24 protein-coding genes and 2 pseudogenes are annotated in these 23,327 nt (G+C 68.7%); 12 read left to right on the plus strand and 14 right to left on the minus strand.

Annotated elements, in window-relative coordinates; genetic code table 11:
• Positions 1–2,132: 2,132 nt before the first annotated feature.
• Positions 2,133–2,408 carry a hypothetical protein gene (locus ACFW3D_RS30250; RefSeq protein WP_500509341.1) on the minus strand — a complete coding sequence of 92 codons (276 nt, stop codon included), beginning with the start codon at positions 2,406–2,408 and terminating at the stop codon, positions 2,133–2,135.
• 387 nt (positions 2,409–2,795) lie between these two features.
• Between ACFW3D_RS30250 and ACFW3D_RS30255 the strand changes: the two genes are divergently transcribed.
• A complete protein-coding gene (locus ACFW3D_RS30255; protein WP_500509344.1) occupies positions 2,796–2,996 on the plus strand; it encodes a hypothetical protein in 201 nt (66 codons plus the stop codon).
• A gap of 236 nt (positions 2,997–3,232) precedes the next feature.
• Here the strand turns inward: ACFW3D_RS30255 and ACFW3D_RS30260 are convergent, their stop codons facing one another.
• Positions 3,233–3,400: a hypothetical protein gene (locus ACFW3D_RS30260; RefSeq protein WP_500509347.1), complete on the minus strand. Its 168-nt coding sequence runs from the start codon at positions 3,398–3,400 to the stop codon at positions 3,233–3,235.
• Between the two features lie 473 nt (positions 3,401–3,873).
• On the opposite strand from ACFW3D_RS30260, the gene ACFW3D_RS30265 reads away from it, so the two are divergent.
• On the plus strand, positions 3,874–4,074 hold the full coding sequence (locus ACFW3D_RS30265; protein ID WP_500509349.1) for a hypothetical protein: 201 nt from the start codon (positions 3,874–3,876) through the stop codon (positions 4,072–4,074).
• Between the two features lie 297 nt (positions 4,075–4,371).
• On the opposite strand, the gene ACFW3D_RS30270 is transcribed toward ACFW3D_RS30265, so the two are convergent.
• Both ACFW3D_RS30270 and ACFW3D_RS30275 read right to left on the minus strand, forming a co-directional pair.
• Positions 4,372–5,171 (minus strand): IS5 family transposase gene (locus tag ACFW3D_RS30270; RefSeq protein ID WP_500509409.1). Its coding sequence is split into 2 segments (ribosomal slippage): positions 4,372–4,830 and positions 4,833–5,171, totalling 798 coding nucleotides; the frame shifts between segments, so codons are not numbered across the junction.
• A gap of 79 nt (positions 5,172–5,250) precedes the next feature.
• The gene (locus ACFW3D_RS30275; protein WP_500509351.1) at positions 5,251–5,475 is read right to left on the minus strand and encodes a hypothetical protein; all 225 of its coding nucleotides are present in this window, start codon (positions 5,473–5,475) and stop codon (positions 5,251–5,253) included.
• A 61-nt stretch (positions 5,476–5,536) separates the two neighbouring features.
• On the opposite strand from ACFW3D_RS30275, the gene ACFW3D_RS30280 reads away from it, so the two are divergent.
• Positions 5,537–6,019, plus strand: coding sequence for a hypothetical protein (locus ACFW3D_RS30280; RefSeq protein ID WP_500509354.1), 483 nt, complete (start codon positions 5,537–5,539; stop codon positions 6,017–6,019).
• Here ACFW3D_RS30280 and ACFW3D_RS30285 read toward each other — a convergent pair.
• Positions 5,985–6,701: an IS5 family transposase gene (locus ACFW3D_RS30285; RefSeq protein ID WP_500509357.1), complete on the minus strand. Its 717-nt coding sequence runs from the start codon at positions 6,699–6,701 to the stop codon at positions 5,985–5,987. The genes ACFW3D_RS30280 and ACFW3D_RS30285 overlap by 35 nt on opposite strands.
• A 99-nt stretch (positions 6,702–6,800) precedes the next feature.
• Here ACFW3D_RS30285 and istA point away from each other — a divergent pair, with 99 nt between their 5' ends.
• On the plus strand, positions 6,801–8,243 hold the full coding sequence (gene istA, locus ACFW3D_RS30290) for an IS21 family transposase (protein ID WP_500509360.1): 1,443 nt from the start codon (positions 6,801–6,803) through the stop codon (positions 8,241–8,243).
• Positions 8,240–9,010 carry an IS21-like element helper ATPase IstB gene (gene istB / locus ACFW3D_RS30295; protein ID WP_500509362.1) on the plus strand — a complete coding sequence of 257 codons (771 nt, stop codon included), beginning with the start codon at positions 8,240–8,242 and terminating at the stop codon, positions 9,008–9,010. The genes istA and istB overlap by 4 nt, the downstream gene beginning before the upstream one ends.
• 215 nt (positions 9,011–9,225) lie before the next feature.
• On the opposite strand, the gene ACFW3D_RS30300 is transcribed toward istB, so the two are convergent.
• Together ACFW3D_RS30300 and ACFW3D_RS30305 are read right to left on the minus strand one after the other, a co-directional pair.
• A protein-coding gene (locus tag ACFW3D_RS30300) for an IS3 family transposase (RefSeq protein ID WP_500509364.1) occupies positions 9,226–10,478 on the minus strand; the annotation gives its coding sequence in 2 pieces (ribosomal slippage) (positions 9,226–10,196 and positions 10,196–10,478; 1,254 coding nt in all).
• 464 nt (positions 10,479–10,942) lie between these two features.
• The gene (locus ACFW3D_RS30305) at positions 10,943–11,389 is read right to left on the minus strand and encodes a hypothetical protein (protein WP_500509367.1); all 447 of its coding nucleotides are present in this window, start codon (positions 11,387–11,389) and stop codon (positions 10,943–10,945) included.
• Between the two features lie 94 nt (positions 11,390–11,483).
• Between ACFW3D_RS30305 and ACFW3D_RS30310 the strand changes: the two genes are divergently transcribed.
• On the plus strand, positions 11,484–12,644 hold the full coding sequence (locus ACFW3D_RS30310) for a calcium-binding protein (protein ID WP_500509370.1): 1,161 nt from the start codon (positions 11,484–11,486) through the stop codon (positions 12,642–12,644).
• Between the two features lie 205 nt (positions 12,645–12,849).
• Here ACFW3D_RS30310 and ACFW3D_RS30315 read toward each other — a convergent pair.
• The 4 genes and pseudogenes from ACFW3D_RS30315 to ACFW3D_RS30330 form a co-directional block, all read right to left on the minus strand.
• Positions 12,850–14,041, minus strand: a pseudogene (locus tag ACFW3D_RS30315) (cytochrome P450).
• A 201-nt stretch (positions 14,042–14,242) separates the two neighbouring features.
• Positions 14,243–14,491 (minus strand): annotated as a pseudogene (locus tag ACFW3D_RS30320) (oxidoreductase C-terminal domain-containing protein); the annotation flags it as partial.
• Positions 14,404–15,018 carry a putative ATP-grasp-modified RiPP gene (gene tgmA, locus ACFW3D_RS30325; protein WP_500509372.1) on the minus strand — a complete coding sequence of 205 codons (615 nt, stop codon included), beginning with the start codon at positions 15,016–15,018 and terminating at the stop codon, positions 14,404–14,406. The gene tgmA and the pseudogene ACFW3D_RS30320, both read right to left, overlap by 88 nt.
• Positions 15,019–15,156: 138 nt before the next feature.
• Positions 15,157–15,648 carry a hypothetical protein gene (locus ACFW3D_RS30330; protein WP_500509375.1) on the minus strand — a complete coding sequence of 164 codons (492 nt, stop codon included), beginning with the start codon at positions 15,646–15,648 and terminating at the stop codon, positions 15,157–15,159.
• Between the two features lie 276 nt (positions 15,649–15,924).
• On the opposite strand from ACFW3D_RS30330, the gene ACFW3D_RS30335 reads away from it, so the two are divergent.
• From ACFW3D_RS30335 to ACFW3D_RS30360, 6 genes are all read left to right on the plus strand, one after another.
• Complete coding sequence (locus ACFW3D_RS30335; protein WP_500509378.1) at positions 15,925–16,128, plus strand: hypothetical protein; 204 nt, start codon at positions 15,925–15,927, stop codon at positions 16,126–16,128.
• 29 nt (positions 16,129–16,157) lie between these two features.
• A protein-coding gene (locus ACFW3D_RS30340; RefSeq protein ID WP_500509412.1) for an IS5 family transposase occupies positions 16,158–17,095 on the plus strand; the annotation gives its coding sequence in 2 pieces (ribosomal slippage) (positions 16,158–16,542 and positions 16,542–17,095; 939 coding nt in all).
• Positions 17,092–18,288, plus strand: a complete 1,197-nt coding sequence (locus ACFW3D_RS30345; protein ID WP_500509380.1) for an NsdA family TPR-like regulatory protein — start codon at positions 17,092–17,094, stop codon at positions 18,286–18,288. The genes ACFW3D_RS30340 and ACFW3D_RS30345 overlap by 4 nt, the downstream gene beginning before the upstream one ends.
• 23 nt (positions 18,289–18,311) lie before the next feature.
• Entirely contained in the window at positions 18,312–18,866 is a 555-nt protein-coding gene (locus ACFW3D_RS30350) for a GNAT family N-acetyltransferase (RefSeq protein WP_500509383.1), read from the plus strand.
• Between the two features lie 163 nt (positions 18,867–19,029).
• Complete coding sequence (locus tag ACFW3D_RS30355) at positions 19,030–19,194, plus strand: hypothetical protein (RefSeq protein WP_500509386.1); 165 nt, start codon at positions 19,030–19,032, stop codon at positions 19,192–19,194.
• Between the two features lie 183 nt (positions 19,195–19,377).
• Positions 19,378–19,644 (plus strand): hypothetical protein, encoded by a 267-nt coding sequence (locus ACFW3D_RS30360; protein WP_500509389.1) that lies wholly within the window; start codon positions 19,378–19,380, stop codon positions 19,642–19,644.
• Positions 19,645–19,799: 155 nt separating this feature from the next.
• On the opposite strand, the gene ACFW3D_RS30365 is transcribed toward ACFW3D_RS30360, so the two are convergent.
• The 3 genes from ACFW3D_RS30365 to ACFW3D_RS30375 form a co-directional block, all read right to left on the minus strand.
• Positions 19,800–20,414: a TetR/AcrR family transcriptional regulator gene (locus ACFW3D_RS30365; RefSeq protein WP_500509391.1), complete on the minus strand. Its 615-nt coding sequence runs from the start codon at positions 20,412–20,414 to the stop codon at positions 19,800–19,802.
• Positions 20,414–21,262: an oxidoreductase gene (locus ACFW3D_RS30370; protein WP_500509394.1), complete on the minus strand. Its 849-nt coding sequence runs from the start codon at positions 21,260–21,262 to the stop codon at positions 20,414–20,416. Before ACFW3D_RS30370 ends, ACFW3D_RS30365 begins: the two co-directional genes overlap by 1 nt.
• Positions 21,263–21,384: 122 nt before the next feature.
• Positions 21,385–22,752 (minus strand): ISL3 family transposase, encoded by a 1,368-nt coding sequence (locus ACFW3D_RS30375; RefSeq protein ID WP_500509397.1) that lies wholly within the window; start codon positions 22,750–22,752, stop codon positions 21,385–21,387.
• Positions 22,753–23,327: the final 575 nt, after the last annotated feature.

Here is a 23,327-nt window from a genome sequence, read left to right on the forward strand (position 1 = left end):
CGGTTGGTCCTGCGCCGGGTCAACAACACCCCCCCCCCCCCCCGGGCCGCGGTGGTTGCGCGTCCTGCCTGGGGGCGTAATACCCGCTTTTTGTTTTGCAAATGGGGGGGGTCCCATTCCACGGCCCCCCGCCGCATGCCTGTGGAAGTGCCGCCCCGTCACAACGCTTCGCCAACGGTGACCTTGTGGCGGCAGTCCTCAGCGTACGAAGAAGGGCCCCGTGTCGCCGGCGGGGCCCTGGACCGTGTCCGCAGAGGTGGCCACAGACAACGGCGCGAGCGTATGCCCGGTTGCGCTGCCTTCGGGCCGACGCGCCGAAGGGAACAACGCAGGGCCACTCCCAGAGCCCCTTCGTCGCGCCGGCCGCCGCTCATCGATGGCGGTAGGACGACCACCCGACTCGCGTTCTCCAGCGTGCTCGCCCGGCACACCGCGCATCCGGTGGCTGCGGCCACCGTCCTGGCCTCCGCCGCACATTCGAGCGGGGCCGCGCTCCCGCCCCGCTCTCAGCTCCGCATCTGCCCGCACGAGTATCGAGAGGTCCCTAGCAAAAGCCAGAAGCGTCACCACATCGTGGGGCCGACCCCGCGCCACTCGACGACCTTGCCGCTGTACAAGTCACCTATCCGTAGCGGAAGCCCAGCACGGCGTACCAGCGTGAGCAGATCGCGCGGAGCGTATGCGAGACCAAGGATCTTCCCGTCGCACCGTACGCGGCGTCCACCGCTTCCCGCCGGCGGGTACACGATCACTCGGCAGCTCATGAGCCAAGCGTGACCCCAGCCATCAGCAGTCGCATGCTGGTAGCGCGGCCCCGTCCGCGCGGGAGACGTCACAGGGCGGGGCCGCCCGTCACCTGCTTGCGGCCACCAGCTTGCGGCCCTGCGCAGGCCCGCGGAGGCTAGGCGCAGCGCCCGAGGGGTCGTCCTCCATCCCCAGACGTCCTTCGGCCGAGGGCCAGGCTCCTGCCGTGCGAGAGGCGGAGCCTGGCCCACATGTCAGCGCGCGACGACGGGCCATTGCGGGATTCGGGAAAGGAGATCCTTCCGGACGTGCCTCCACTCGGCCGCAGGACCGCCACGGAAGAAGAGGCCTTCACCTGCGCAGGCTGTGCCGTGAGGGCGTCGCAGGCTGCGCCGATCCGGTGCACCATGGAACTGCGACCTCGCCGCCGTCCTCCCCCTGACTCAAGGCGGGGCCGCCCGTAAATGTCCGCCCGACTGGTCGTGTGAACCATCCACGAGGCCCGGGCCCCAGCCGGGCGGGCTCGCACAGCGGCGCATCCTCGCCGTCACTGCCTGGACCCGCGGCGCACACAGCGCCTGGCGGAGTCGGACGCGGCAAGAGTATGGCGCGAGTGTTTCGGCGACTCCTGAGAGGTTAGGCGACAAGGCGAAGCTGCCGCAGCCTGTTCCTGCTCGGGCGGCGGCTTTCCCGAAGGGCCTTCGCCCCTCGGCGATCGGCGATGAGGACGCGATGAAAGACCCGAGTTTCCCCGCCGCCTGAGCGCGACGCCGTTACGGTGTCTCAGCGGTCACGCCGGGCAGGTTGCCGCGCCGGTGCCTGGCTCAGACCCGTGCTCCCGACGGGAGCGAGCATGCTCGATCTGCCTGAAGGCATGCGGCATGCCAAGCGGATCTCCGCTCCGCCAGAGTTGTAGAGAATTTCCGGCCCCGAAGGGTTTCGGTGAAGCCGGCGAGGTAAGGCGCTCTGCGGAACCGCCCGTCTCGCCCCCCGACCGGGCGGTTCCCCGAGAAGCTCCCCCCTCTCGGCGGTCACGCCCTTGCAGGCCGGGACCTGTTCCACTCAGGTCCCGGCTGGCGAGGAGGTCACATTGGACGAGATGACGAGTATGCATCGTCCCGGCGAGAAAGTTCCCGCCAGCGGCATCTATGAATGCACCTGTGGCCAGGGCCACCGCTTCACCAGTACGGACGTGCTAGGCCACACCTTCCCGCCGGTTCCGCACGAGTGCTCCGGAGTCGGCTGGAATCTCCTGACCCCCGCCCACGCGGAGCGCAGTCCCTAGCCCTTAGCAGCCCGCCTGGTTCGTGGTGAGTGCCAGGTGGGCGTGTCCGCGGCCCTGCCGGCGCCACGGCGGGGTCGCTCACGCTTCAGGAGTGTGCGGCTGGCTACTCGCCGGCGTAATCGTCGCCGTACGCTGCCTTCCGGATGGCCCTTCCCAGCTCGAACGAGCCATGCTTCGCTTCGAGGCCGGACTCCTCGATCGCGGCCTGGAACTCGGCCGCGACCTCCTGCCATTTGGCCTGCAGCGCGACGCTCTCGGCTCGCTGTTGCTCCGACCACTCAAGGACTGCGGTCTTCGTCGCCCGGTGGTGAGCGTCGAGTGCCCTCCGGGCTGTGTCGTACTGCCGGCGCAGCTCAGCGAGTGATTCGGGAACATCCATGGCGCGGATGCTAACCCCGGCCACTGACAGCGGGCGGGTTACGGCCGGGTGGTGTGGCGCGCAAACGACCGACGGGGGCGCCCGCCTCTTTGAGGAGCGGCCCCGCCGTCTGTGTGCGGCAGGTTCGACGGGGCCGCGTCCTCGGGCCCGCCCAGCCGCAGCTCTGCCCCGCACGGCCAGACGGGCGCGTGAGCGGCCCCGCCTGACCAGAGCCAAGGGAAAGCAGGCGGGGCCGCGTCCGTGTGCGGTCCCGCCGGGGCTCGGGCGGTGAGGTCGACGGGACCGCGTTCCTGGGCGGCCCCGCCCGGGAGGGCTGAATCTCGTTCCGCTTGGACGAGGCCGCACTTCCACCCTGCGCCTCAACCGCCCCAGGGGCATCCTGGCCGGATGGAACACCGCATAGTTGTGATGCCACCGGGGGACACCGGGGGCCGGGTGGTCCGCGTCGACAACGAGCTCCTCGGCACCGCGTACCGAATGGCCGACCTGCTGGAGTTCCTGCGCCGCGCCGGCCTCGACCCCGATTCCGTCAGCGTTCTCGACCCCGACCTTTTCGACTGGCGTGGCGGTGGGCCTGAGGTGTGGTGACTGCACGGTGCGTGGAGCCACGACTCTGCGGAAGGCTTCACCCCACCGGCGAACCCGCACATGGTCGAGGACCCAGAGGTGAAGTGCCGCTGCTTCGCGAGTGGATCGAGTCCAGGCCGCCGGGGTCCGCACCACGCTGGTAGGTGCGCGCGACGGCCAGGCTGCTCGACGAGGCGGAGTGGGAGTTTCAGCAGGCAGAGGGAAACGACAGCGGCTGAACCATTGGGGGCGGTCCCTTAGCGGACCAGACTTTGACTCCTGTGACGCCCTCTCGCGACGATGTAGACGAAGTCGAGCACGAGGACCACGATGCCGATGATCAAAAGATAGAACAGACCATGGGCAACCGCGCCGATCAACCCGAGGATGATCGCCGCGATGATAAGCAGCAGGAAAAGCACCATTTCCGAGCACCTCCTCGACGCAGTTCCGCGACGGGCGGGGTGCCACCGCCGGCCCCGCGACGGAGTGGGCGATGACTCCAGTAGGGCGTCTTACCTCGGGCAGGCCTGGGAAACCACTACGCCGGAGTAACTCACCGCTCGCCGAACCGCCCGCATCCGACGCTGCTGGGGCGCGCGCGACCTGGACCGGCTGCGTGTCTTTTCGCTTGGTCGCACTGCCTGTTCACTCCGGACTGAGGAGCACGGCAGCGGGTTCCATCTGGTCCACGCGAGCGACGGGGCGTGGCGGACCCGGGCGATCCGCGCTGACGACGAGACTTCGGCACGGCGTACCGCAGCGCCGACCTGCTGGAGTTCCTCCGTCGCGCCGCGCTCGCCCCGACTCCGTCAGCGTCCTCGAACCCCCAGCTCTACGACTGGCGCGGCGGCGGCCTGAAGTGTGGTGACTGCAGGCTGCAGCGACCATTGATGCTGTGAGCCACGACTCCGAGGCAGACCTCACCCCACCCGCGAACCCGCGCATGGTCGAGGCTGTCCTGCAGGGCCCAGACGATGAGGTGGCGCTGCTCAGGGAGTGGATCGAGTTCCGGGCCGCCGAGGTCCGCAGCACGCTGGTGGACCTGCCCGACGGCACGGTCCGCTGCCGGATGTACGTAATTACCCGCGAGGCGTAGCTCCGCTGCCGCACGGAGTGATCACCGAAGGCCCGGCCTGGCCGAAGCTGAGAGGGGCGCTGACGTTTCTCAACTGTTCGCAGGCTCCCAGGCCAGATTTACGCCCCGGACGTAGGGTCCAAAGGATCTGGTGCAGCGCGGGTGGGAGATGAGCCACGCTGCTGCGTCCTCGACCCTGCGGAGTGTGCCTGTGGCTCTGTCGGGGTCCTTGTGGGTGGTCCAGCCGCACCCGGCGCCGTCGATGAGAGCGATCGCACCTGGGCGTGCACGAGCAGGCTGGGCTCCTTAGAGGTCGTCTCATTTGGTGAGTCTTCGATAGCAGATGAGGGTGCAGGCGATGCTGGTGAAGGCTAGGAAGTGGTCGGCTGAGCGTTCGTAGCGGCGGTGGAGCCGGCGGCATCCGGCGAGCCAGGCCATGGTCCGTTCGATCTTCCAGCGATGCCGACCCAGGCGTGCTGATGACTCGATGCCCTTGCGGGCGATGCGGTGGGCGATGCCTCGTTGCCGTAACCATCGTCGCAGGTGAGCGTAGTCGTAGGCTTTGTCCGCGTAGAGCTTGGAGGGTTTGCGCCGGCGCGGTCCGCGGCGGGAGCGGATCGGCGGTATGCCGCGGATCAAGGGAATCAGTGCCTGGCTGTCATGCGTATTCGCTCCCGAGATCCCGATGGCGATGGGTAGACCGGAGCCTTCGGTGATCAAGTGGATCTTCGACCCTTTCTTACCCCGGTCGACAGGATTCGGGCCTGTCAGGTCCCCCCTTTCAGGGCCCTCATGTTCACCGAGTCGATCGCGCACCGGCTCCAGTCCAGCTCACCGCGTGAGCCGAGCTCGTCGAGTACCAGGCGGTGCAGCTTCGCCCACACCCGCGCCTTCGTCCACTCCGTGAACCGGCGATGCGCAGTCGCTCCCGACGGCCCGAACGACGGCGCAGGCAACTGCTGCCACGTGCAGCCCGACGTCGCCACGAACACGATGGCCGCAAGCACTTCCCGATCCCCGTGCCGTCGCCGGCCACCGCCTTGCGGCCTGGTCGGTGCAGGCGGCACCACCCGCTGGAACAAGGCCCACAACTCATCCGGCACCAGCCGCTCAACGATCCCCACGCTCGCAGACTACCGAACCAGCCAATTGAGATGACTTCTTAGTGGTCGGCTCCGGAAGTCCCTCGGGGGTTGATCAGGCCGCCAGGGCAATGGAGGATTCTTGGTGTCGGTCGGGCCGGGCCAGCAGATCGTCCAGGTCGGAGGTGGTGAACCTCCACTGGAACGGCTGTGCCGCGGTGTTGTAGCGGTCTTCAAATGCCCGGACCCGGTCCCGGACCTGGGCCAGGTCCGTGAAGTCATTGGGTGAGAAGCTGTTGTCTTTCCGTAGGTGATTGCTGCGTTTCCGCTGGTCAGGCATGATTTCGGCGGCTCGGCAGCAGGGATGACGTGTCGTGGCGTCTCTTCGGTGGGGGTGCCGGATGCCGTCGGTGATGGGGCTGTTGGAGGAGCGGGAGCGTGCTGCCCGGCAGCGGGTGGAGGTTCTGCAGGCCGAGTTGCGGGAGGCGGAGGCCGCGTGGGAGCGGTTGGTGATCGCCCGCGAGGCGGTCGGCGAAGTCCTGGCGGAACCGCGCGGAGGCGATGATGCGCCGGTGGCCGCGTGCGAGGAACGGCCCGTAGCGCTGGTGGGTGCGGTGCGCGGTTCGGTGGTGCCGGTGTGGCGGGTCGGGCTCGAGGCTGCGGTGCTGGCGCCGGATTACCGGCGGATCATGGAGATTGTGGCCGGCCGGGACGCCGAAGGGATGGACTGCCGGCAGCTGGCGGTGGCGCTTGGGCTTGCGACGGTGCCGGCGAAGGTCGAGGGGGTGCGGTCGAAGGCCAAGCGTCTGGTTGCGCGGGGCTGGCTGGCCGAGGCGGTGCCGGGGATGTTCAGCGTCTGCGTCTCGCGAGGCGGCGGCTCATGACCATGCTCATCGACCAGTAGATCATCGCCTCCGAACTGTCGGCGCGGGTCTCGTAGTCGCGGGCCAGACGGCGGGAGCGCATCAGCCACGCGAACGTGCGCTCCACCAGCCACCTTTTCGGCAGCACGGTGAACCCGCGGGCATGATCGCTGCGTTTGACCACGGTCAGCGCGATCCGCAGGACACTCGCGGCGAGGTCGGCCAGCTGCCCGGTGTAGGCGCCGTCGGCCCAAACTTGTGTCACGCGCCAGTGTCGTTCGCGTAGCCGGGTCAGCAGGCTGTGGCCGGCGTCGCGATCGGTGACCGATGCCGCGGTGACGGTGACGGCCAGCAGCAGCCCGAGGGTGTCGACCACGATGTGCCGCTTGCGTCCGTTGATCTTCTTGCCCGCGTCGAAGCCCTGCGTGTCGGCCGGCACCGACGCTGCCCCCTTGACCGACTGGGCGTCGATGACGCCTGCGGTCGGCTCCGGATCCCGTCTCTCGGCAGTGCGCAGACGGTCGCGGAGCCGGTCGTGGAGTTCACCGATCAGGCCGTTGTCGCGCCAGCGCCGCCAGAACGCGTAGACGCGGTCCCAGGCCGGGAAGTCCGTGGGCATGGCCCGCCAGGTGATGCCGCCGGCGACCAGGCAGCGGACCGCGTCGATCATCTGCCGGTTGTCGGCGTACAAGTGAACGTGCACCACCTCGTACGGAGGAATGTGCTCCGTTTATGTCACGTGATGGGGTTGGAGCCGTGAGTCTGCTGCTGTCGGGTCGGGGTGGCAGGGAGGCGACTGACGGTGGTGCTGGATCCACATCGGTGGCTGGAGCTGCGGCGGTTTCGTCCGCTGTATGAGTCCGGTGCGATGAGCCTTCGGGAGATCGCCAGGGAGACCGGGCTGAACCGCCGGACGGTGAGCAAGTATCGGAAGGATCCGGCTTCTTTGGCGCCTCCGAAGCGCGAGGCGGCCGGTCAGCGACCTCGGCGGTTGGTGGACGAAGTCGCGCCGTTGATCGACGCGATGCTCAGATCCGAGATTCTGCTCAAGGCGTCGGTGATCCATGAACGTCTGGTCCAGGACTACGCGGTCACCATCAACTACCCGCGGGTGAAGCTCTATCTGCAAGAAGCCCGGCCGCGGATCGCGGAGGAACTGGGCCTTGCTCCAGGTGAGTTGGCGGGCCTCCATCGGCGGTTCGAGGTCGTTCCGGGTGCTCAGGCCCAGGTCGACTGGGGCGACGAGGGAGGGATCCTCGCCCACCTGGGTGTCCCGAAGGTCTACTCGTTCCACATGACGCTGTCGTACTCGTGCGACCCGTTTTGCTGCTTTACCACCGGTCAGGACCTGGCGACCTTCTTCGACTGCCACCGGCAGGCTTTCGCGCACTTCGGCGGGGTGCCGATGAGCATCGTCTACGACCGCACCAAAGCGGTCGTGCGCCGGCACGTCGCCCCGGGCGAGGCAGTCCCGCTGCACCCGGAAGCTGTCGCCTTCGCCGGGCAGTACGACTTCGACATCGACGTGCTGGCCGCCTACCGGCCCCAGGGCAAGGGCCGGGTCGAACGCCAGGTCGGCATCGTCCGCGACCACGTCCTCGCCGGGCGGGCCTTCTCCTCGATCGATGAAATGAACGCCGCTTTCACCGCCTGGGTTCCGTTGCGGAGGGCAAAGGTCCATGGCACGCACGGTGAGGTCATCGGACACCGGGCCGTGCGCGACCACACCGCTCTTCGCCCACTGCCGGCAACCCCCTACGTGGTGACGCAGCGGCACCTGCGGCATGTCGGAAAGGACTGCCTGGTCGCCTTCGACGCCAACCTCTACTCGGTTCCCGCCCGCAAGGTCCGCCCTCGCCAGCTGGTCGAGGTCAGGGCCACGAAGTCCCAGATCACACTTCATTCCACCGTCCCCGACGCGACCGGCCAGACGCTGCTTGCCGCCCATCCCAGGGCAGTCGGCCGAGGCGCCCGCATCGTGGACGAGAGGCACTGGGACGGTCTGCCCACGGGCGCCGGCCGCCGCGTCACCACCGGCGATGATCTGCCCGCCCCTCGCCGCGGCCGCCCTGCGGGAGAGCCGAACGGGCCACTGCAGGCTCTGCTGAACCGGGCCGCCGCCGCGAATGTCGAGGTCGGCCGCCGTCCGCTGTCGGTCTATGACGAGCTGACCGGCACTCGCCCCTTCACCACCAACGGCACTCGCCCCTTCACCACCAACGCACCAACGAAGGAAGCCCGTTGAGCGAGCTGACCAGCAACCGCATCCGCGCCACCGCCGCCAAGCTCGGCCTGCCGCACCTGGCCGAAGCCCTCAACCAGTACATCCAGCGGGCTGACGAGGCCAAGATGGGCTATATCGATCTGATCGACCTGGTGCTGGCCGAGGAACTCGCAGTCCGTGACGACCGCCGATTCCGCAACGGGCTGCGTCTGTCGAAGCTGCCGCACCACAAGACGCTCGAGGACTACGACTTCTCTTTCCAGCCCGAACTCGACCCGCGCAAGGTCAAAGACCTGGCCACTCTCTCCTTCGTCGAGGACAAGGCCAATGTCGCCCTGCTGGGGCCGCCGGGAGTGGGCAAGACGCACATCGCCGTCGCTCTGGCGGTCGCGGCCTGCCGGGCGGGCTACTCGATCTACTTCACCAGCCTCGATGACATGGTCCGCCACCTGAAGGCCGCCGAGGACCAGGGTCGGCTGATGAGCAAGCTCACCGGCTACCTCCGTCCCGCCGTTCTCGTGGTCGACGAGGTGGGCTACCAGCCGCTGGAACGAGCCGAAGCGAACCTGGTCTTCCAGGTCGTCTCCAAGCGCTACGAAAAGGGCTCCATCATCCTGACCTCGAACAAGACCTTCGGCGAGTGGGGCCAGGTCTTCGGCGACGAGGTCCTGGCCACCGCGATCCTCGACCGCCTCCTGCACCACTGCGAGGTCGTCCCGATCAACGGCAACAGCTACCGGCTCAAGAACCGCCTCCAAGCCATCCAACGAGACACCGACGTGGCCTGAGCCCTGGCGCACACAACTTCGTACTCGACGGTGCACTCAGAGGAGTACGCGGACACCGGTGGCAGTAGCCCTCCGGCTGGCCGCCCCTGCCCTCCAGCCATTCCGGCACCGGGAGCAGGTCCCGCACCACCGCCCACTCGACGTCCGTCAGGTCCGACGGATAACGCCGGACACGGTGCGGACGGTCGTGAACCGTTCCGGGTTCGGTAGAGATCTCAGATGTTGGTTGTGACCTGGGGTTTCGTGGTTGTGCGGTAGTGGTTCTTCTCGTATTCGACGGGTGAAATGTGGCCTATCTCACCGTGGAGCCGTCGGTGGTTGTACCAGTCGATGTACTCGGCGGTGGCGAGTTCGACGTCGGACAGCGTCTTCCAGGGTCGTCGGGGCTTGATGAGCTCTGTCTTGAACAGGCCGATCGTGCTCTCCATCAGGGCGTTGTTGTAGGCGTCGCCGACCGATCCGATCGAGGCGGCGATGCCGGCGGCGTCCAAGTGCTCGGCGAGCCGGAAACTCGTGTACTGCGACCCGGCGTCCGAGTGGTGAATCAACTCACCTGGTTGGATGGGGTTTTGCTCGCGGTCGCGTTGCCAGATCGCCATTTCCAGGGCGTCCAGCACGAACACTGTCTCCTTCACGGTGGCCGCCGACCAGCCGACGATCCGGAGGGAGAAAGTGTCCACGACGAAAGCGACGTAGACGACACCGGCCCAGGTCTTCACGTGGGTGAAGTCCCCGGCCCAGCAGCGGTTCGGGGCACCGGCGACGAAGTCTCGATCCACCAGGTCCGGGGCCCGCTGGACCTGCCCGCCGGGCAGTGTGGTGATCACGCGTTTGCCGCGGACCGCTCCGGCGATGCCGAGCTCGCGCATCAGGCGTTCAACGGTGCAGCGGGCCACGTCGCTGCCCTGCCGGTTCAGCTCGCGCCAAATTTTCCTCGCCCCGTAGACACGGTAGTTGGCCTCGAAGACCTCACTGATCTGTTCCTTCAGTTCGGCGTCCCGCACGGTCCTGGCGGACGGCATAGCCCGGCGTTTGTGGTGGGCGTAGTAGGTGGAGGGGGCGATCTTGCAGTAGTGCTCGGTCAGCACGCGGCAGATCGGCTCGACACCGCCGAAGCGGTCCCGGTGCTCGTCGATGAACGCTACGAGCCTGTGTGTGTCCGGTCGAGCTCGGCCGCGAAGAAAGACGCCGCGGCTTTGAGAATGTCGTTGGCCCGCTTCAGCTCGGCGTTCTCCTTCTTCAGCCGCTTCAGCTCGGCCGACTCCTCCGTCGTCGTGCCCGGCCGGGTGCCGGTATCGATCTGATCCTGCCGGACCCACTTGCGCAGCGTCTCGGTCGTGCCGATGCCCAGCTTCTGGGCGACCGCTTTCATGGCGGCCCACTCGGTGTCGTAGTCGGGCCGCACCTCGGCGACCATGCGCACCGCACGACGGCGCAGCTCAAGCGGATACTGGGAAGGACGTGCCATGACTCGATCCTCTCAAACGATCGAGTCCCTACCGAACCCGGAACGGTTCAATCACCTGCGGTCGGTGAGTGCCGTGAAGTCACCGGTGAGGAGCGTTTACTCACCACCGCAGGCCAGGGCGCCGCACGGGACGACACCAACCTACCCACCCCGGAACGCCACGATGGCGCGGTCATCGCCACCGCCAACCCAGGCCAGTGGGCCGATCAGCCCGTCAGGACTCAAGGTGGCGGCTGGCAGTCTTGGGGGGGCGCCACCAGGTCAGGCCCCCCTGCGCGGACTCGCCCCGGCCCTTCAAAGGGAGACGGATGGCCGTTCGCACCGCACCCCCGGCCGGCCGGAGGGGTAAGCCGGGCGCGCCCATGTACACCCAAACAGACTGCTTATATCTCAATTCGTCGTGCCTTCGTGCACCGTGGGTCACACAGGTGCGGACACGCGTCCGCCGCCGACCACACGGGCGCTTACACGACCGACACCAGCAGCTGGGAGAGATCGGTGAACGGAAGGCACATACGGCGGTCTTCGATCACGCCGTCAGAGCGACGGCCCGGGGGGCCCGGCAGCGGCCGGAGGTGGTCAGGGGCCGGCACCGTGACGGCATTGTGCGTCGTCCTGTCCGGTGCCGGAAGCGTGCCGGCGGCGGCCACCACCGCATCGCCCCGAGCGGTCGACATCACCCATACCTTCACCTTCACGGGCGCCCCGGAGACCTTCACCATTCCGGCGAACGCGGTGGCGACGGTCACCGCTGACGGCGCCGGCGGCGGCAGCGCCGTCCCGGCAACCTGCCCCAACGGCGGGACGGGCGGTAGCGGGGCGCGGGTCGTCACCACAATTCCGGCCTCCGCGACCGCGAAGGTCGTCACCGTCAACGTGGGCGGTGCCGGTGGGGCGTCCTGCTCCAGCACCGGAGGTGCCGGTGGCTACAACGGTGGAGGCGCGGGTGGAAACGGAACGACCACTCCCCTGTCCACCGGCTCGGGCGGAGGCGGGGCATCGAGCGTGGCGGCAGGCGGAAGCCTGCTCGTGGTGGCGGGCGGAGGCGGCGGCAATGGGGGACGCAATCTTCCGACCCAGGGCGGCAACGGCGGAACCCCCGCCGGTACCGACGGAAGCCCGGGCGGGACGCTCGGCGGTTCGCCCGGGGGCGGCGGTGGCGGAGCCACCACCACCGCGCCGGGTGCGGCGGGCGTGGGAGCCGTCGCCGGATCCTGCACGGGTCAGCCGGGCAACACCGGGGGCGGACCCTCCGGAGCTGCCGTCGGCGCCGGAGGTACCGGCGGCAACTACTCCGGCTGCAGCACCAGCCTCGTCGTCAGTGGCGGTGGAGGCGGTGGAGGCGGCTACTTCGGCGGTGGTGGCGGCGGCGCTTCGGCTACCACCGCCGGTGCGGCCGGCGGAGGAAGCGGCGGCGGGGGCTCCAGCTTCGCCGACCCCGCGGGAACCGGCACCGCCTACAGCGTCTCGCCGGTCGGAACCCCCACCGCCAACGGCCAGGTGACGATCAAATACACGGTCCAGGACCTGGCCTTCGTCACCACCAGCCCGCTGCCGGACGCCACCCAGGGCATCGCCTACTCCACCACCCTGCAGACCAGCGGCGGTACCGGAGCCCCCGCCTTCGCGGTCACCGCGGGCTCTCTGCCTCCCGGCCTGAGCCTCAATGGGACGAACGGAGTGATCTCAGGCACCCCGACGTCGACCGGCACGTACACGTTCACAGTAACGGCCACCGACCCCGACTCCGGCGTGCCGCCCGTCTCGATGCAGTTCACGATCACCGTCCGTCCGGCCCCCGCCCTCACCTGCGCCACCGCGACGCCCACCATCGTGGGCACCAACCGCGCCGACGTCCTCGTCGGCACGCCCGGCAACGACGTCATCCTCGGCCTCGGCGGCAACGACATCATCGACGGCCGCGGCGGCAACGACATCCTGTGCGGCGGCGACGGCAACGACATCGTCACCGGCGGCGACGGCAACGACCGCCTCGAGGGCCAGGACGGAGCCGACACCCTCAGTGGCGGCAACGGCAACGACACCCTCCTCGGGGACAACGGCCCCGACGTCCTCGACGGCGGCCCCGGCACCAACACCAACGACGGCGGTGCCGCGCGCAACGTCTGTGTTCGCCCCCTCATCGGCCCCGGCTGCACCGTCTGAGACTGCGGCACCTTCCCCTTCGCTGTGACGGATGCGGAGTGGGCGGTCGTCCGCGATGCGATGCCGCTCCCGCCCCGCAGGAGGACGGTGGCATCAGACGGTGGACGGGATGAAGCTGAGGAGGGTGGCGAGTTGCTGTCGGATGCAGAGCCGGCCGGGCGGAGCCGTCCGCGGCGCGACCTTTCATCTACCGGTGGCTGCCGTGTCAACCGTCACCCTGCTCGATGTCCAGATGGATCGGACCCCGAAGAACGGCGCTGGGCCGGTACGGCGGCGGGTCGGCGACCAGCCTGGGGCGGTCGAGCTGGCGTACCAACTCGGTCAGCGCGATCTGCGTTTCCCGCCGGGCCAGGGGGCCGCCGAAACACAGGTGGATGCCGCTGCCGGACCCCAGGTGCTGGTTGTCATGGCGATCCGGGTCGAAGCGGTCCGGGTCGGGGAAGCGCTTTGGATCGCGGTTGCCTGAGGCCAGCATGAGCATGATCCGCGAGCCCTGGGGGATGACGGTGTCGGCGACGGTGACGTCGCTGTACGCCACCCGCCAGGGGATGATGTGGACGGGGGGCTCGTAGCGGAGCAGTTCCTCGACCAGTGACACGACGAGGTCCGGTTCGTCGCGCAGTCGCTGCAGCACCGGCGGGTGGCGCGGCAGTGTCAGCATCCCGTTGGTGATGAGGTTCACGATGGTCTCGTGGCCGGCGATGAGGAGCAGTCTGGCGGTAGCGACGATTTCGGCGTCGGCCATCCGGCCGTCGGGCCCGTCGTCGTTGGCCAGCCGTGACAGCAGGCCGCCTCCCGGCCGGCGGTGGCTCTGTTCCACCAGGTCGCCGAGGCATTCGCGCAAGTCCTTGCGAGCCTGTACGCCCTTGTCCAGTTTCTTCTTCGGGTCGGTCTCGGGGTTGTATCGACCGAGTTCATCAGGTCGCTCACCCAGCGGTGGACATCCGGTTCGCTCTCGCGTGGCACGCCGAGCACGCGACAGGTCACGGTCACGGGGGACGGGAACGCGAAATCGTCGACGACGTCGATCCGCTCCTTGCCCGCCACGTCGTCGATCAGGCCCGCGACGACGGCGGTCAGGTCGCCTTCCATGCCGATCACCAGCCCCGGGGTGTGCCGGGGGCCGAAGTGACGCATCACCATACGCCGCAGGCGATCGTGCTCGGGCGGGTCCATGTGGATGAACGACGATGTGGCCGCTCCCTCGACGGGGGGTGGCGGATGCGACAGATTGCGCAGGTCGGAGCTCAGATGCGGGTCGTTCAGTACGTCCGTGATCTCACGGACGTACTGATGACGTAGCTGCCGTCCTCCTGCCGAGCCACCGGCGTCCGACGCAGCTCGGCATACAGCGGGTACGGGTCCGCCCGGGCGGAGTAGTCGAAGATCCGTTGCAGTGTGCCGGGTGTCTCGGTTGTGGTGGTCCGGTCTTCCGCCTGTCGATGCTGGTGTACGGCCGTGACGCGGCGCCCACCCGGGTCCTGGCCGGTGACGACCACCGTGGCGCCCTGAGCGAGCAGGGCGGGGTCGGGGAGATCAACGGGCACCGGTTTCACGTCGGCCGGCTGGTCCGGCGTGGGGCAGGGGGGCGGGAATGGTGCGGCCGTCTCGACCAAGTGTCGGTAGTGGTCCAGCCACTTGCCGTTGTTGAAGCTCACGGCAGCGGTGACGCGGCCCCGGTAGCCGTATGCGGTGACGAAGCGGCGGTCGTCCAGCGAGCCCTGGGTGACGGCCACTTGGTCGGCGAAGGTCGGCACGCCTACGGACTTGATGTTGACGCCGAACTGGATCGACCAGAACAGCGGGATGGACAGGTCGGTTCGGCGGTCCTCCGGGGCGCTGACCATGTTGTGTGCCGCGACCTCTGCCTGCTCGACGGCGTTGACCCAGTGCTCCATCGAAATGAGCCGGTTTTCGTAGACGGGGTTCGGGCAACGTGCCACGTCTCCCGCGGCGAAGACGTCGTTGGTGACGCGGCCTTTGATGTCGAGGGCGCGGCAGCCGGTGTCGCACGTGATTCCCCATACACCCGCCGCCAGTCGCGACTCCCGCAGCCACTCGGTGTTTCGGATGCTCCCGAGTGCCACCACCGCCACATCGGCGTCGACCTGCCGTCCGGGCTGGTGGCGGTGGAGGGCTGGGTGCCGGTGCTCGTGCCGTGCCCCGGCATCTCCACGATGCCGCCGCTGGCGTCGTAGAACCGGGTGGTCTGCGACGCCGGGTCCAGCTCGGCGCGCGAGTAGGCGGGCGCCGGGGCGCCCGGGTAGGGCGCCATCCGGCTGACGCCGAGTGGCGGCGGGGTGGGTAGGCCCGAGGGCAGCGGGGTTCCGGTGGGCATGCGATCGGCGTGGCTGAACATGTCGTGGTCCTCCATTGGTTGCGGATCTGATGGGTTCGCCGCGCGCAGTGGGTGATGATCCGTGCAGGCTCGCCGGTGCGCGCGGCGGGGTGGTGCTGCCCCGCGGGGGTGGGGGCGTCCTCCCCGGCAGGAGGGAGATCAGGGGCCGGGCGGTCAGTTGCCCTGGGGAAGCTCGGACAGCGCCTTGCCGGTGTCCGGCGGGTCGGTCATGCCGAGGTGGTCGAGGCCGGCGCGCAGGAACCGCGGGTCGGTGAGGTGGCCGAACGCCAGCGACGTGGCCCAGTACGGGCCGGGCGCGGCCATGCGGCGTAGCGAGGGCAGCACGATCTCGACGGGACGTGACACCCACACACCGCCCGGGTGGAGCCAGTGCCGGGAGCCGGTCGCGGGGACGAGCCAGAGGAGTAGGTTGTGCTCGTCGTCGGCAGCGACCGCACCACACCCGCCGGGCTGGTTGCGGCGCATCCACCAGATCAGATCCTGACCGGCGCTCCGGCCGCTCGTGACGACTATGTCCCACCAGGTGCCGCAGGGGAGCTGCAGGCCCGCGGACTCGGGGAGCGTCGACAGGAGACGGATGACGTCGGACAGGTCGGGTGGCGGCGGAAGCGCAATGGCGGCGTCAGGTTTCCGTGCGGGGATCATCGCTGTCCCTAGGTCGAGTAGGGGTCCGTGTGTGCTCGCGGCGGGCCCCGCGTTACCGGTTGCGCCGAGGCGGGCACTCGCTGGTTATGACGCCGATCGTGGCAACGCCCACCACAGCAGATCCACCACCACATCGACGTCATCTCGGCCCGGAAGGATGACGCGCGATGCAGACAGGCGTCAGACTTGATGCACAGTCAGTCGAAGTTGCTGTTCGGGGAAATGACCGCCTTACCGTTCGTCATGACGCGCTGATCCACCGCAGAGGTGGCACTCATGGCCACGCTCCTCCGGGTCCTTATCGACCAGCAGGGCTGGAACAACTACGCCTCCTTTCGCCGCCGCTACCGTCAGGCAGCAAGGGAACCGGCGGCCGAGGTCCAAGAACCCTCGCTCGCCAATGTGGACTGCTCCGAGAGCACGTATGAACGCTGGTACGACGGCCGGACTAGGTGCTGTTTCTCGGATCTCCTGACGTGATCATGCGTAATGGGTTGACGCTGTTCAGCATGGTTGGCCGTGGAGATCTGACGAATGCGGAGTGGGGGCGGCTGGAGCCGCTCCTGCCTCGTGGTGGTGCGCGTGGCGGTCGGTGGAGCGAGCACCGGAAGGTCATCAACGGGGTGCTGTTCCGGGCCAGGACGGGGGTGCCGTGGCGAGACCTGCCGGAGCGCTTCGGGCCGTGGGAAACGGTCTACAAGCGGCATCGCCGCTGGTCGGCGGACGGTACGTGGGACATGCTGCTGGCGCGCGTGCAGGCGGCCGAGAACGCCGAGGGCAGGATCGACTGGGATGTGTCGGTGGACTCCACGACGGCCCGGGCCCATCAGCATGCCGCCGGCGCCCGCAAGGCCGCTCCACCCGTGATTACTCCTGAAAAGGGGCCTCACAGCGGGGCAAACCTGGGCGATCCGGCACTGGCGAGCCTGTCCGTCCGCCTGGCGGAGGTGGTCAGGCAGGCGAGTGCTTAGGCCGTTCGCGCGGCGGCTTCACCACGAAGATCCACCTGTCGGCCGACGGCCGGTGCCGTCCGCTGTCGATCGTTTTGACGCCCGGTCAACACGGCGATAGCCCGCAGTTCCAGGCCGTACTGGAGAAGATCTCGGTGCCGTGCGTAGGGCCTGGTCGGCCCCGCACCCGGCCGGACAGTGTCAGCGCGGACAAGGCCTACAGCTCCCGCAACAATCGCCGCTACCTGCGGCGACGCAAGATTCGGCACACCATTCCCGAGCCGAAGGACCAGCGGGCCAACCGCCGCAGGCGGGGCTCGGCCGGCGGTCGGCCGACCGGCTTCGACAAACAGCGGTACAAGAAACGCAACGTCGTCGAGCGGGCGATCAACCGCCTCAAGAACTTCCGGGCAGTGGCCACCCGCTACGACAAACGCGCCTACACCTACCTCGGAACCGTCACCGTCGCAGCCCTGGTGATCTGGCTCCGCACATGATCCGAGGAACAGTGCCTAAGCCGCAAACCGACGCCCGCCAAGTGCTTGAGCACCAGTTCCGGCGACCGATCACGGAACTGCTCTCCGAGGTGTCCGACTCCCAGGGGCACACCCGCCACCAGCCGGAGTCCGTCAGCGCGCCAGACACACCGCTCCGCGCCGACCCGGCCGCGGACCTGCACATGATGGGAAGGCAAGCCGCTATGGCCGCACGACGCGCGATGGAATTCGCGATGGGGGCAGAGAACCACCAGATCGGGCCCGAGACACTGGCGTTCCTGCAAGAGGAGGTCGGCCGCCTGGCCGGCCTCTACACCCGCGTCCCCCTCGGCACGATCCTCCACGACCTTACCGACCTCCAGGACCGCACGTTCCGCCTGTTGGAGAGCGGCCGGGCCAAGCCCGCTCAGCATCGGGACCTGTACCTCCTCGCCGCAGTGCTCTCCGGCATGCTCGCGAAGGCCAGCCACGACCTGCGCGACCCGCGCAGCGCGATGATGCAGGCCCGCACCGCGGCTGTCTGCGCCGAACAAGCCGACCACACGGCCATGAGCGCCTGGGTCCTCGGCCTGCAGTCCCTGATCTCCTACCGCCCTGACGACGCCCTGCACTACGCCCGCAAGGGGAGCGTGGCGGGCGTGGATGTCCACGGCAGCGTCGGCGTGTGGCTCGCGAGCCTCGAAGCCCGCGCTGCTGCGGCCCTCGGCGATGCCGCCACCGTCGAGACCGCCAACCACCGTGCTACGGCACTGCGCGACCGCACCACTCCCGACGACCTGGACGCCTTCGGCGGGCATTTCACCTTCCCCACGATCCGCCAGGACTACTACGCGGTGGAGGCCCGCGTGCTCCTCGGGCAGGGCAACGCCGAGCTGGTCCGCAGCGCCGAGAGCGCCGTGCGCGGATTCGCCAACCACGGCGACCCGAATTGGGCCTTCGGCGATGAGGCAGGAGCACGGACGAACCTCGCCCTTGCCCGGCTCTACCTGGACGACCTCGACGGCGCCGCCGAGGCCGTGCACCCCGTGCTGGACCTGCCGGCCGCGCAGCGCAACGCCCCCATCATCAGCTCTGTCGAGCGCGTCCGGACGTCCCTCACATGCGGGCCCGTGCGAGACGCGGCCACCGCGCGCGAGCTGCGCGAAGAGATCACCGCGTTCGCCAGCCGCCCGGCTCTCGCGCTGCCCCGCTGATCGCCAAGGGTAGAGTCCCCGGCATGAATCCGGTCACCCGCCACGATGCCCGCCTGTCCCTCCGTGAGCTCACCCTGGACGACGTGGACGCCGTCCACGCCATCTACGGCAGCCCGGAGGCGACGGAGCACCTGAGCTTTCCTCCTCGCTCCCGCGAGGAAGTAGGCGGCGTCGTGGCGCGTGGCATTGCTGCGGCTGCTGCAACCCCCCGCGATGAGTTCGCGGTCGCCGTCGTCGAACGGGAGAGCGGGCAGCTCATTGGCTACGCCCGGCTGGCCCTGGACCCGCACCAGCAGCGCGCCGCCACGATCGGTTTCGCGCTCCGCCCCGACGCGTGGGGAGTCGGCTACGGCCGCGAGACGGTTCACCTCCTCCTCGCTCTGGCCTTCGAGGGTCTTGACCTTCACCGTGTCTGGGCCGCACGTTCCCCGCACAACACAGCCTCCGAGAAGACCCTCCTTGCCGCCGGTATGACCGAGGAGGGTCGCATCCGCGGGCACGTCCTCGTCCGAGGGGCGTGGCGGGACTCCATCACCTACGGCATCCTCCGCGAGGAGTGGCAGCCCGCTGCGGGATGAGCCCGAGGCTCACCGGCGCTTGGCGGCGCGATGGACCGCGCCGCCCCGGGCGACGGTGTACAGGTCGGTCGGGACCGGCCAGCCCTTCTGGCCGACGTGCTCGCCGTTCAGCCACCGCGCTCACTTGCTGTAGTCCGTCTCCAGCCCGTTCCCCGTGATGCGGATGCCGGGCGGCACCATCCGCGAGGCGCCCGACAAGCTCGGCCACGGCGTGCCGCAGCGTTACGAACAGCGCCTGATTCGCCGGGTGGCCTGGCCCGGCGTCCAGGTACCGGGCGACGACGGCCCGGTGCACCGGCAGCCAGAGCCGCAGCGGCGCGCGCGCTGACCGGGGGAGCACGAACTCGTGGTCGGTAGCGGCGGTCCGGCCGGGCAGGTTCACCGTCAGCCGGATACGGGACTCGTTCCACAACACCTCGAGGGCGGCGAGCAGCCGTAGCCGGTGCGACTCGCGGCGCGGGTGCATGGGGGGCTCAGTGCCCGGCGCAGCACGACGTGCCATCATCGGCCGGTGCTTGGTCATTGGACCGGTTCGGTCTTCTACGCCCTTCTCGCCATCGTCAGCCTCGTGTCGGCCGTCCGTCACTCCGTCCAGCGTCAGTGGACAGCTGTGGTCCGGGACACCTCGGGCATGCTCGGTTTCGCTTGCCTCAGCAGCATCGGTGACGGGCCCCACCTTCCCGCCGCCTTTGTCGTAGCGATGTTCTTCTGCGCCATTGCGCTTGCCGCTGAGCTGCGCATCAAGTTCGATAAGCGCAAGAAGCAGTCAGCGGCGTAGACCTCGCCGACGCAAACCCCCTACGGTGCCAACGCGTGCGCGTGCACGACCACGCCCGGGGCGTTGACCCCGGCCGCGAGGACGCCGATGCCGAGCAGAGTGATCCCGGCGGCCTGGAGCACGTGGAGCGTCTTACCGCGTCCATGGCAGACTCCTCAGGTGGTCAGACCGGCGCTGGTCAGCCAGATGTGTTCGCAGGTCGCCGACGCATCGTGGAGCTTCTCGCGGGATTCCTGTGAGGCGTGGTAGAAGGTCCGTTCGATCATCCAGCACAGGGCGCGTGCCATCGCCGGTGCCTGGTCGGGTGCGGCGCCGGCCTGGATGCCGGCGCGTTCCAGGACGGCGGTGATAGCCGCAATGAACAGGTCAGCCGTGTGGTTCCACAGCTCGCCGATCTCGGGCACGGTCAACGACAGGTCGATCGCCGTGCGCATGACCAGGCCGTGCTCATTCCACAGCTCAACCGTGCGCTGCATGGCTGCCGCGATGGCCCGGCGCGGCTCGTCTGCCTCCGCGGTGGCCCTAGACCGCTCCCACAGGTGCTCGACGGTCCGGGCCACGAGTGCCGTGACCACTTCTTGCTTGGAACCGTAGTAGAAGTACAGCGCGCCGCGGGTGATGCCGGCGCCCTGGGCGATGTCGCCGACGGTCATGGCCTCGTAGCCCTTGTGCGCCAGCAGGGCCTCGCAGGTGTCGAGGATGGCCCGCTCCCGGACGTCGCCCTTGCGTTCGGCGGCGCGACGGCTCCGCGCGGGGTGGTGGGCGGGCATCAGAGCTGCGCGCCGTCGGCGAAGTCGGTCGTACGGGAGAGTGCCTCCCATGCGCGGATGTCCTCGTCCACGGCCGCGCGGGCGGCGGTGACCAGTCGCAGCGCGTCCGAGCCCAGGACGAGGTGGGCCGGCGGGCGCTCGACCGAAGTGATGTGCACGAGGGCGTCCCCGGCTTTGGCTGGATTGCCCAGCTGGTTGCCGCTGGCCTTCTGCCGCGCTTCGCGGATCGGGGTGAACAACTCGTCGTAGTCGTCGACGGTCCGCTCGGCGCGTGTCATGGACCGTCCGGCCCAGTCGGTGCGGAAGGAGCCGGGCTCGATCGCCGTCACGTGGATGCCGAACTGCGCGACTTCCTTGCCCAGGGCCTCGAGGATGCCTTCCAGGGCGAACTTGCTGCCACAGTAGGCGGACATGCCGGGCACGGCCATGAGCCCGCCCATGGAGGTGACGGCCATCAGATGTCCGCGGCGACGTCGGCGCATGTGGGGCAGCGCCGCCCGCAGCGTGGCCACCGCCCCGAACACGTTGACCTCGAACTGCCGCCGCACATCGGCCAGCGGGGTTTCCTCGAAGGTTCCCTCCAGGCCGTAGCCGGCGTTGGCGACGATGACATCCAAAGGACCGACGCTCTGCTCCACCTCCGCGACCACACTGGGGACGGCGTCATCGTCCGTCACGTCCAGCAGGCGACCGTGAGCGTTACCGGGCCTGAGTTCTTCGAAGGCCCGCAGGTCCTCCTCGGAGCGGACTGTGCCGACGACGGTATGACCTGCGGCCAGGGCGGCCTCGGCGAAGGCACGTCCGAGGCCCGTGCTGACGCCGGTGATGAGCCAGTTCTGCTTCTGCACTGTTCCTCCAGAGAGGTCTTGCGAGGACGCGGACCGTTCGTCCACCAGAAAGTCTACACGATGTCGATTTTTACCGTCACCATGTCGATTCTGGTAGTCCTCACGGGGTGGAGTACTCAAAGTCATCCGCGTGCCCCGCCCCGCCCGAATCGGCGCCGCCAGGGCCCAGTAGCCAGGCCGTCAACCAGAACCGCACCCCGATCACCACAGGGACACCCAGCGAGGCCGGAGGGAAGATGGGGGCTTGGCCACCGGCAAGCCGCCAAGGTGATCTTGCGGGGGCTCGGAATGTCGGCCCGGACCGGCTCGGCGGTACCCGCGCGAAGGGCAGCGAGGTGTTTGCGGACGACGTGGCGGCTGCCGCGATAGCCGCGAGCCTGGATCTCCAGGCACAGCCGGGTGCCGCTGACCTGGCCTTGGGCTTGGGTGAATTGGGCGTTGAGGTATGCCTTGAACGGCTCCAGGACGCCGTTTGGGCGGCGCTCGCGGGCGGAGGCCAGCAGTTCGTCGAGGTTCGTGTTGCGGAAGCGGCGCACGGTCTTGCGGTCGAGGTTCAGACGGCGGGCGATGGCGCTGATCGTCCAGCGTTTCTCCAGCAGGCGGTTGATGTCCTCGTAGCGGTGGCGGGTGCGTTCGATGATTTGGGTGCGGGGCAGTTCCGCGGGCGGTAACAGCATCGGGGGCGGCTCCGGCACCTCGGTCACCGTCTCCTCCTCGGCACGTTTGCGCAAGCAGTCGCGGTGCTGGTGGCAGGTCTTCTCCACCGCGGCGGGCAGGTTTTGCAACAGGTGCCAGCGATCAGCGACTTCCAGAGCGTCCGGGGCGGCTTCCCCGACCGCCTTGGTGTAGGCGGTGGCCCGGTCCCGGCAGATGATCTCGGCTCCCGGAGGCTGGGTAAGCCAGGCCGCGAACGTAGCTGAGGTGCGGTCGGGCAGCACGTCCACGACCTGGCCGGCCTCGACGTCGACCAGCACGGTGCCGTATGTGCAGCCCTTGCGGAAGGCGAACTCGTCGACCCCCAGCACTCGTGGCGCACGGTCCGGCACCGTCGGCGCCGTCAAAAGCTTGAGCAGCCGGGTCCGGCCCGCGGCCAGCCGCAGGCGGCGGCACAATCGCCCGGCCGGACGGCCGCCCAGCTCCACCGCGATCGACCGCAGCCACCCCGTCAGCTCGACGCTGGAGCGACGGTGGCGCTCGGACAATCCCGGCACCTGCTCGACGAACGTCTTGCGGGAACACCTCTTCCGATCACAGAAGTACCGGCGGACCCGCAGGCGGACTGTGACTTGGTGAGACGCCAACGGCCTGTCAGTCAAGGTTCGTTGGTATGTGCTGTGTATGCGCCTCGCCTGTCTCCGGCAGTCGGGGCACCGGTCCGAGCGAGCGGTAGACACCGCCTCCACCACGAGGACGTCGGTGGAGGCGCTGACGCGCTCCACTCGCACATCAATTCCGGGAAACAGCACAGCCTCGACCGTTGTGCTTGCCATGCCGGGTCATACTCTGCCGAAATGATCCCCCGCTCACCCCTATGGCCTGGAGATTCACGGAACTGCGGACAGAGCCGATTTCAAAGATCCTCATCACCATGCGGTCCGGTGCGGCTGCTGTGACGGCGGAGGCGGGGGAGTCACTGATGGGGAAGCCTGGTAGTCGCAGAGGCTGAGGAGTTCGCCGGTGTGCGTTCGGCGAGGCCACACCGACGTGGCGCGCGCGGTCTTCTCGACGACGCTACGGACCCTCTGGTCACCCAGCATCGTGCATACAGAATCAAACGGTTCATCAGCCCATCCGGTAATGGGGGTATGGAGCATCGGCGAACGTCAGCTGCGCCCGGACTCTTCCACAGCCCAGATGTAGCCCAGTTCGGCGAGGGCGGTCCGTTGCTTCGCGTCCAGCCGGTCACGCCTGGCCTTCTGAGAGGTCGTTAAGTCCGATCTTCCCTGGTTCGCGATCGCTCGATCGTGTTACTGATCCTCGTCCCGGCCGACTGCTCGTCATGTCCATGCTGGGATGCGGGCATGGAGCGAAGACCGTATCCGAGCGACCTATCGGATGAGCATTG

It is taken from the genome of Streptomyces sp. NPDC058864 (assembly GCF_042742985.1).
Classification (GTDB): domain Bacteria; phylum Actinomycetota; class Actinomycetes; order Streptomycetales; family Streptomycetaceae; genus Actinacidiphila.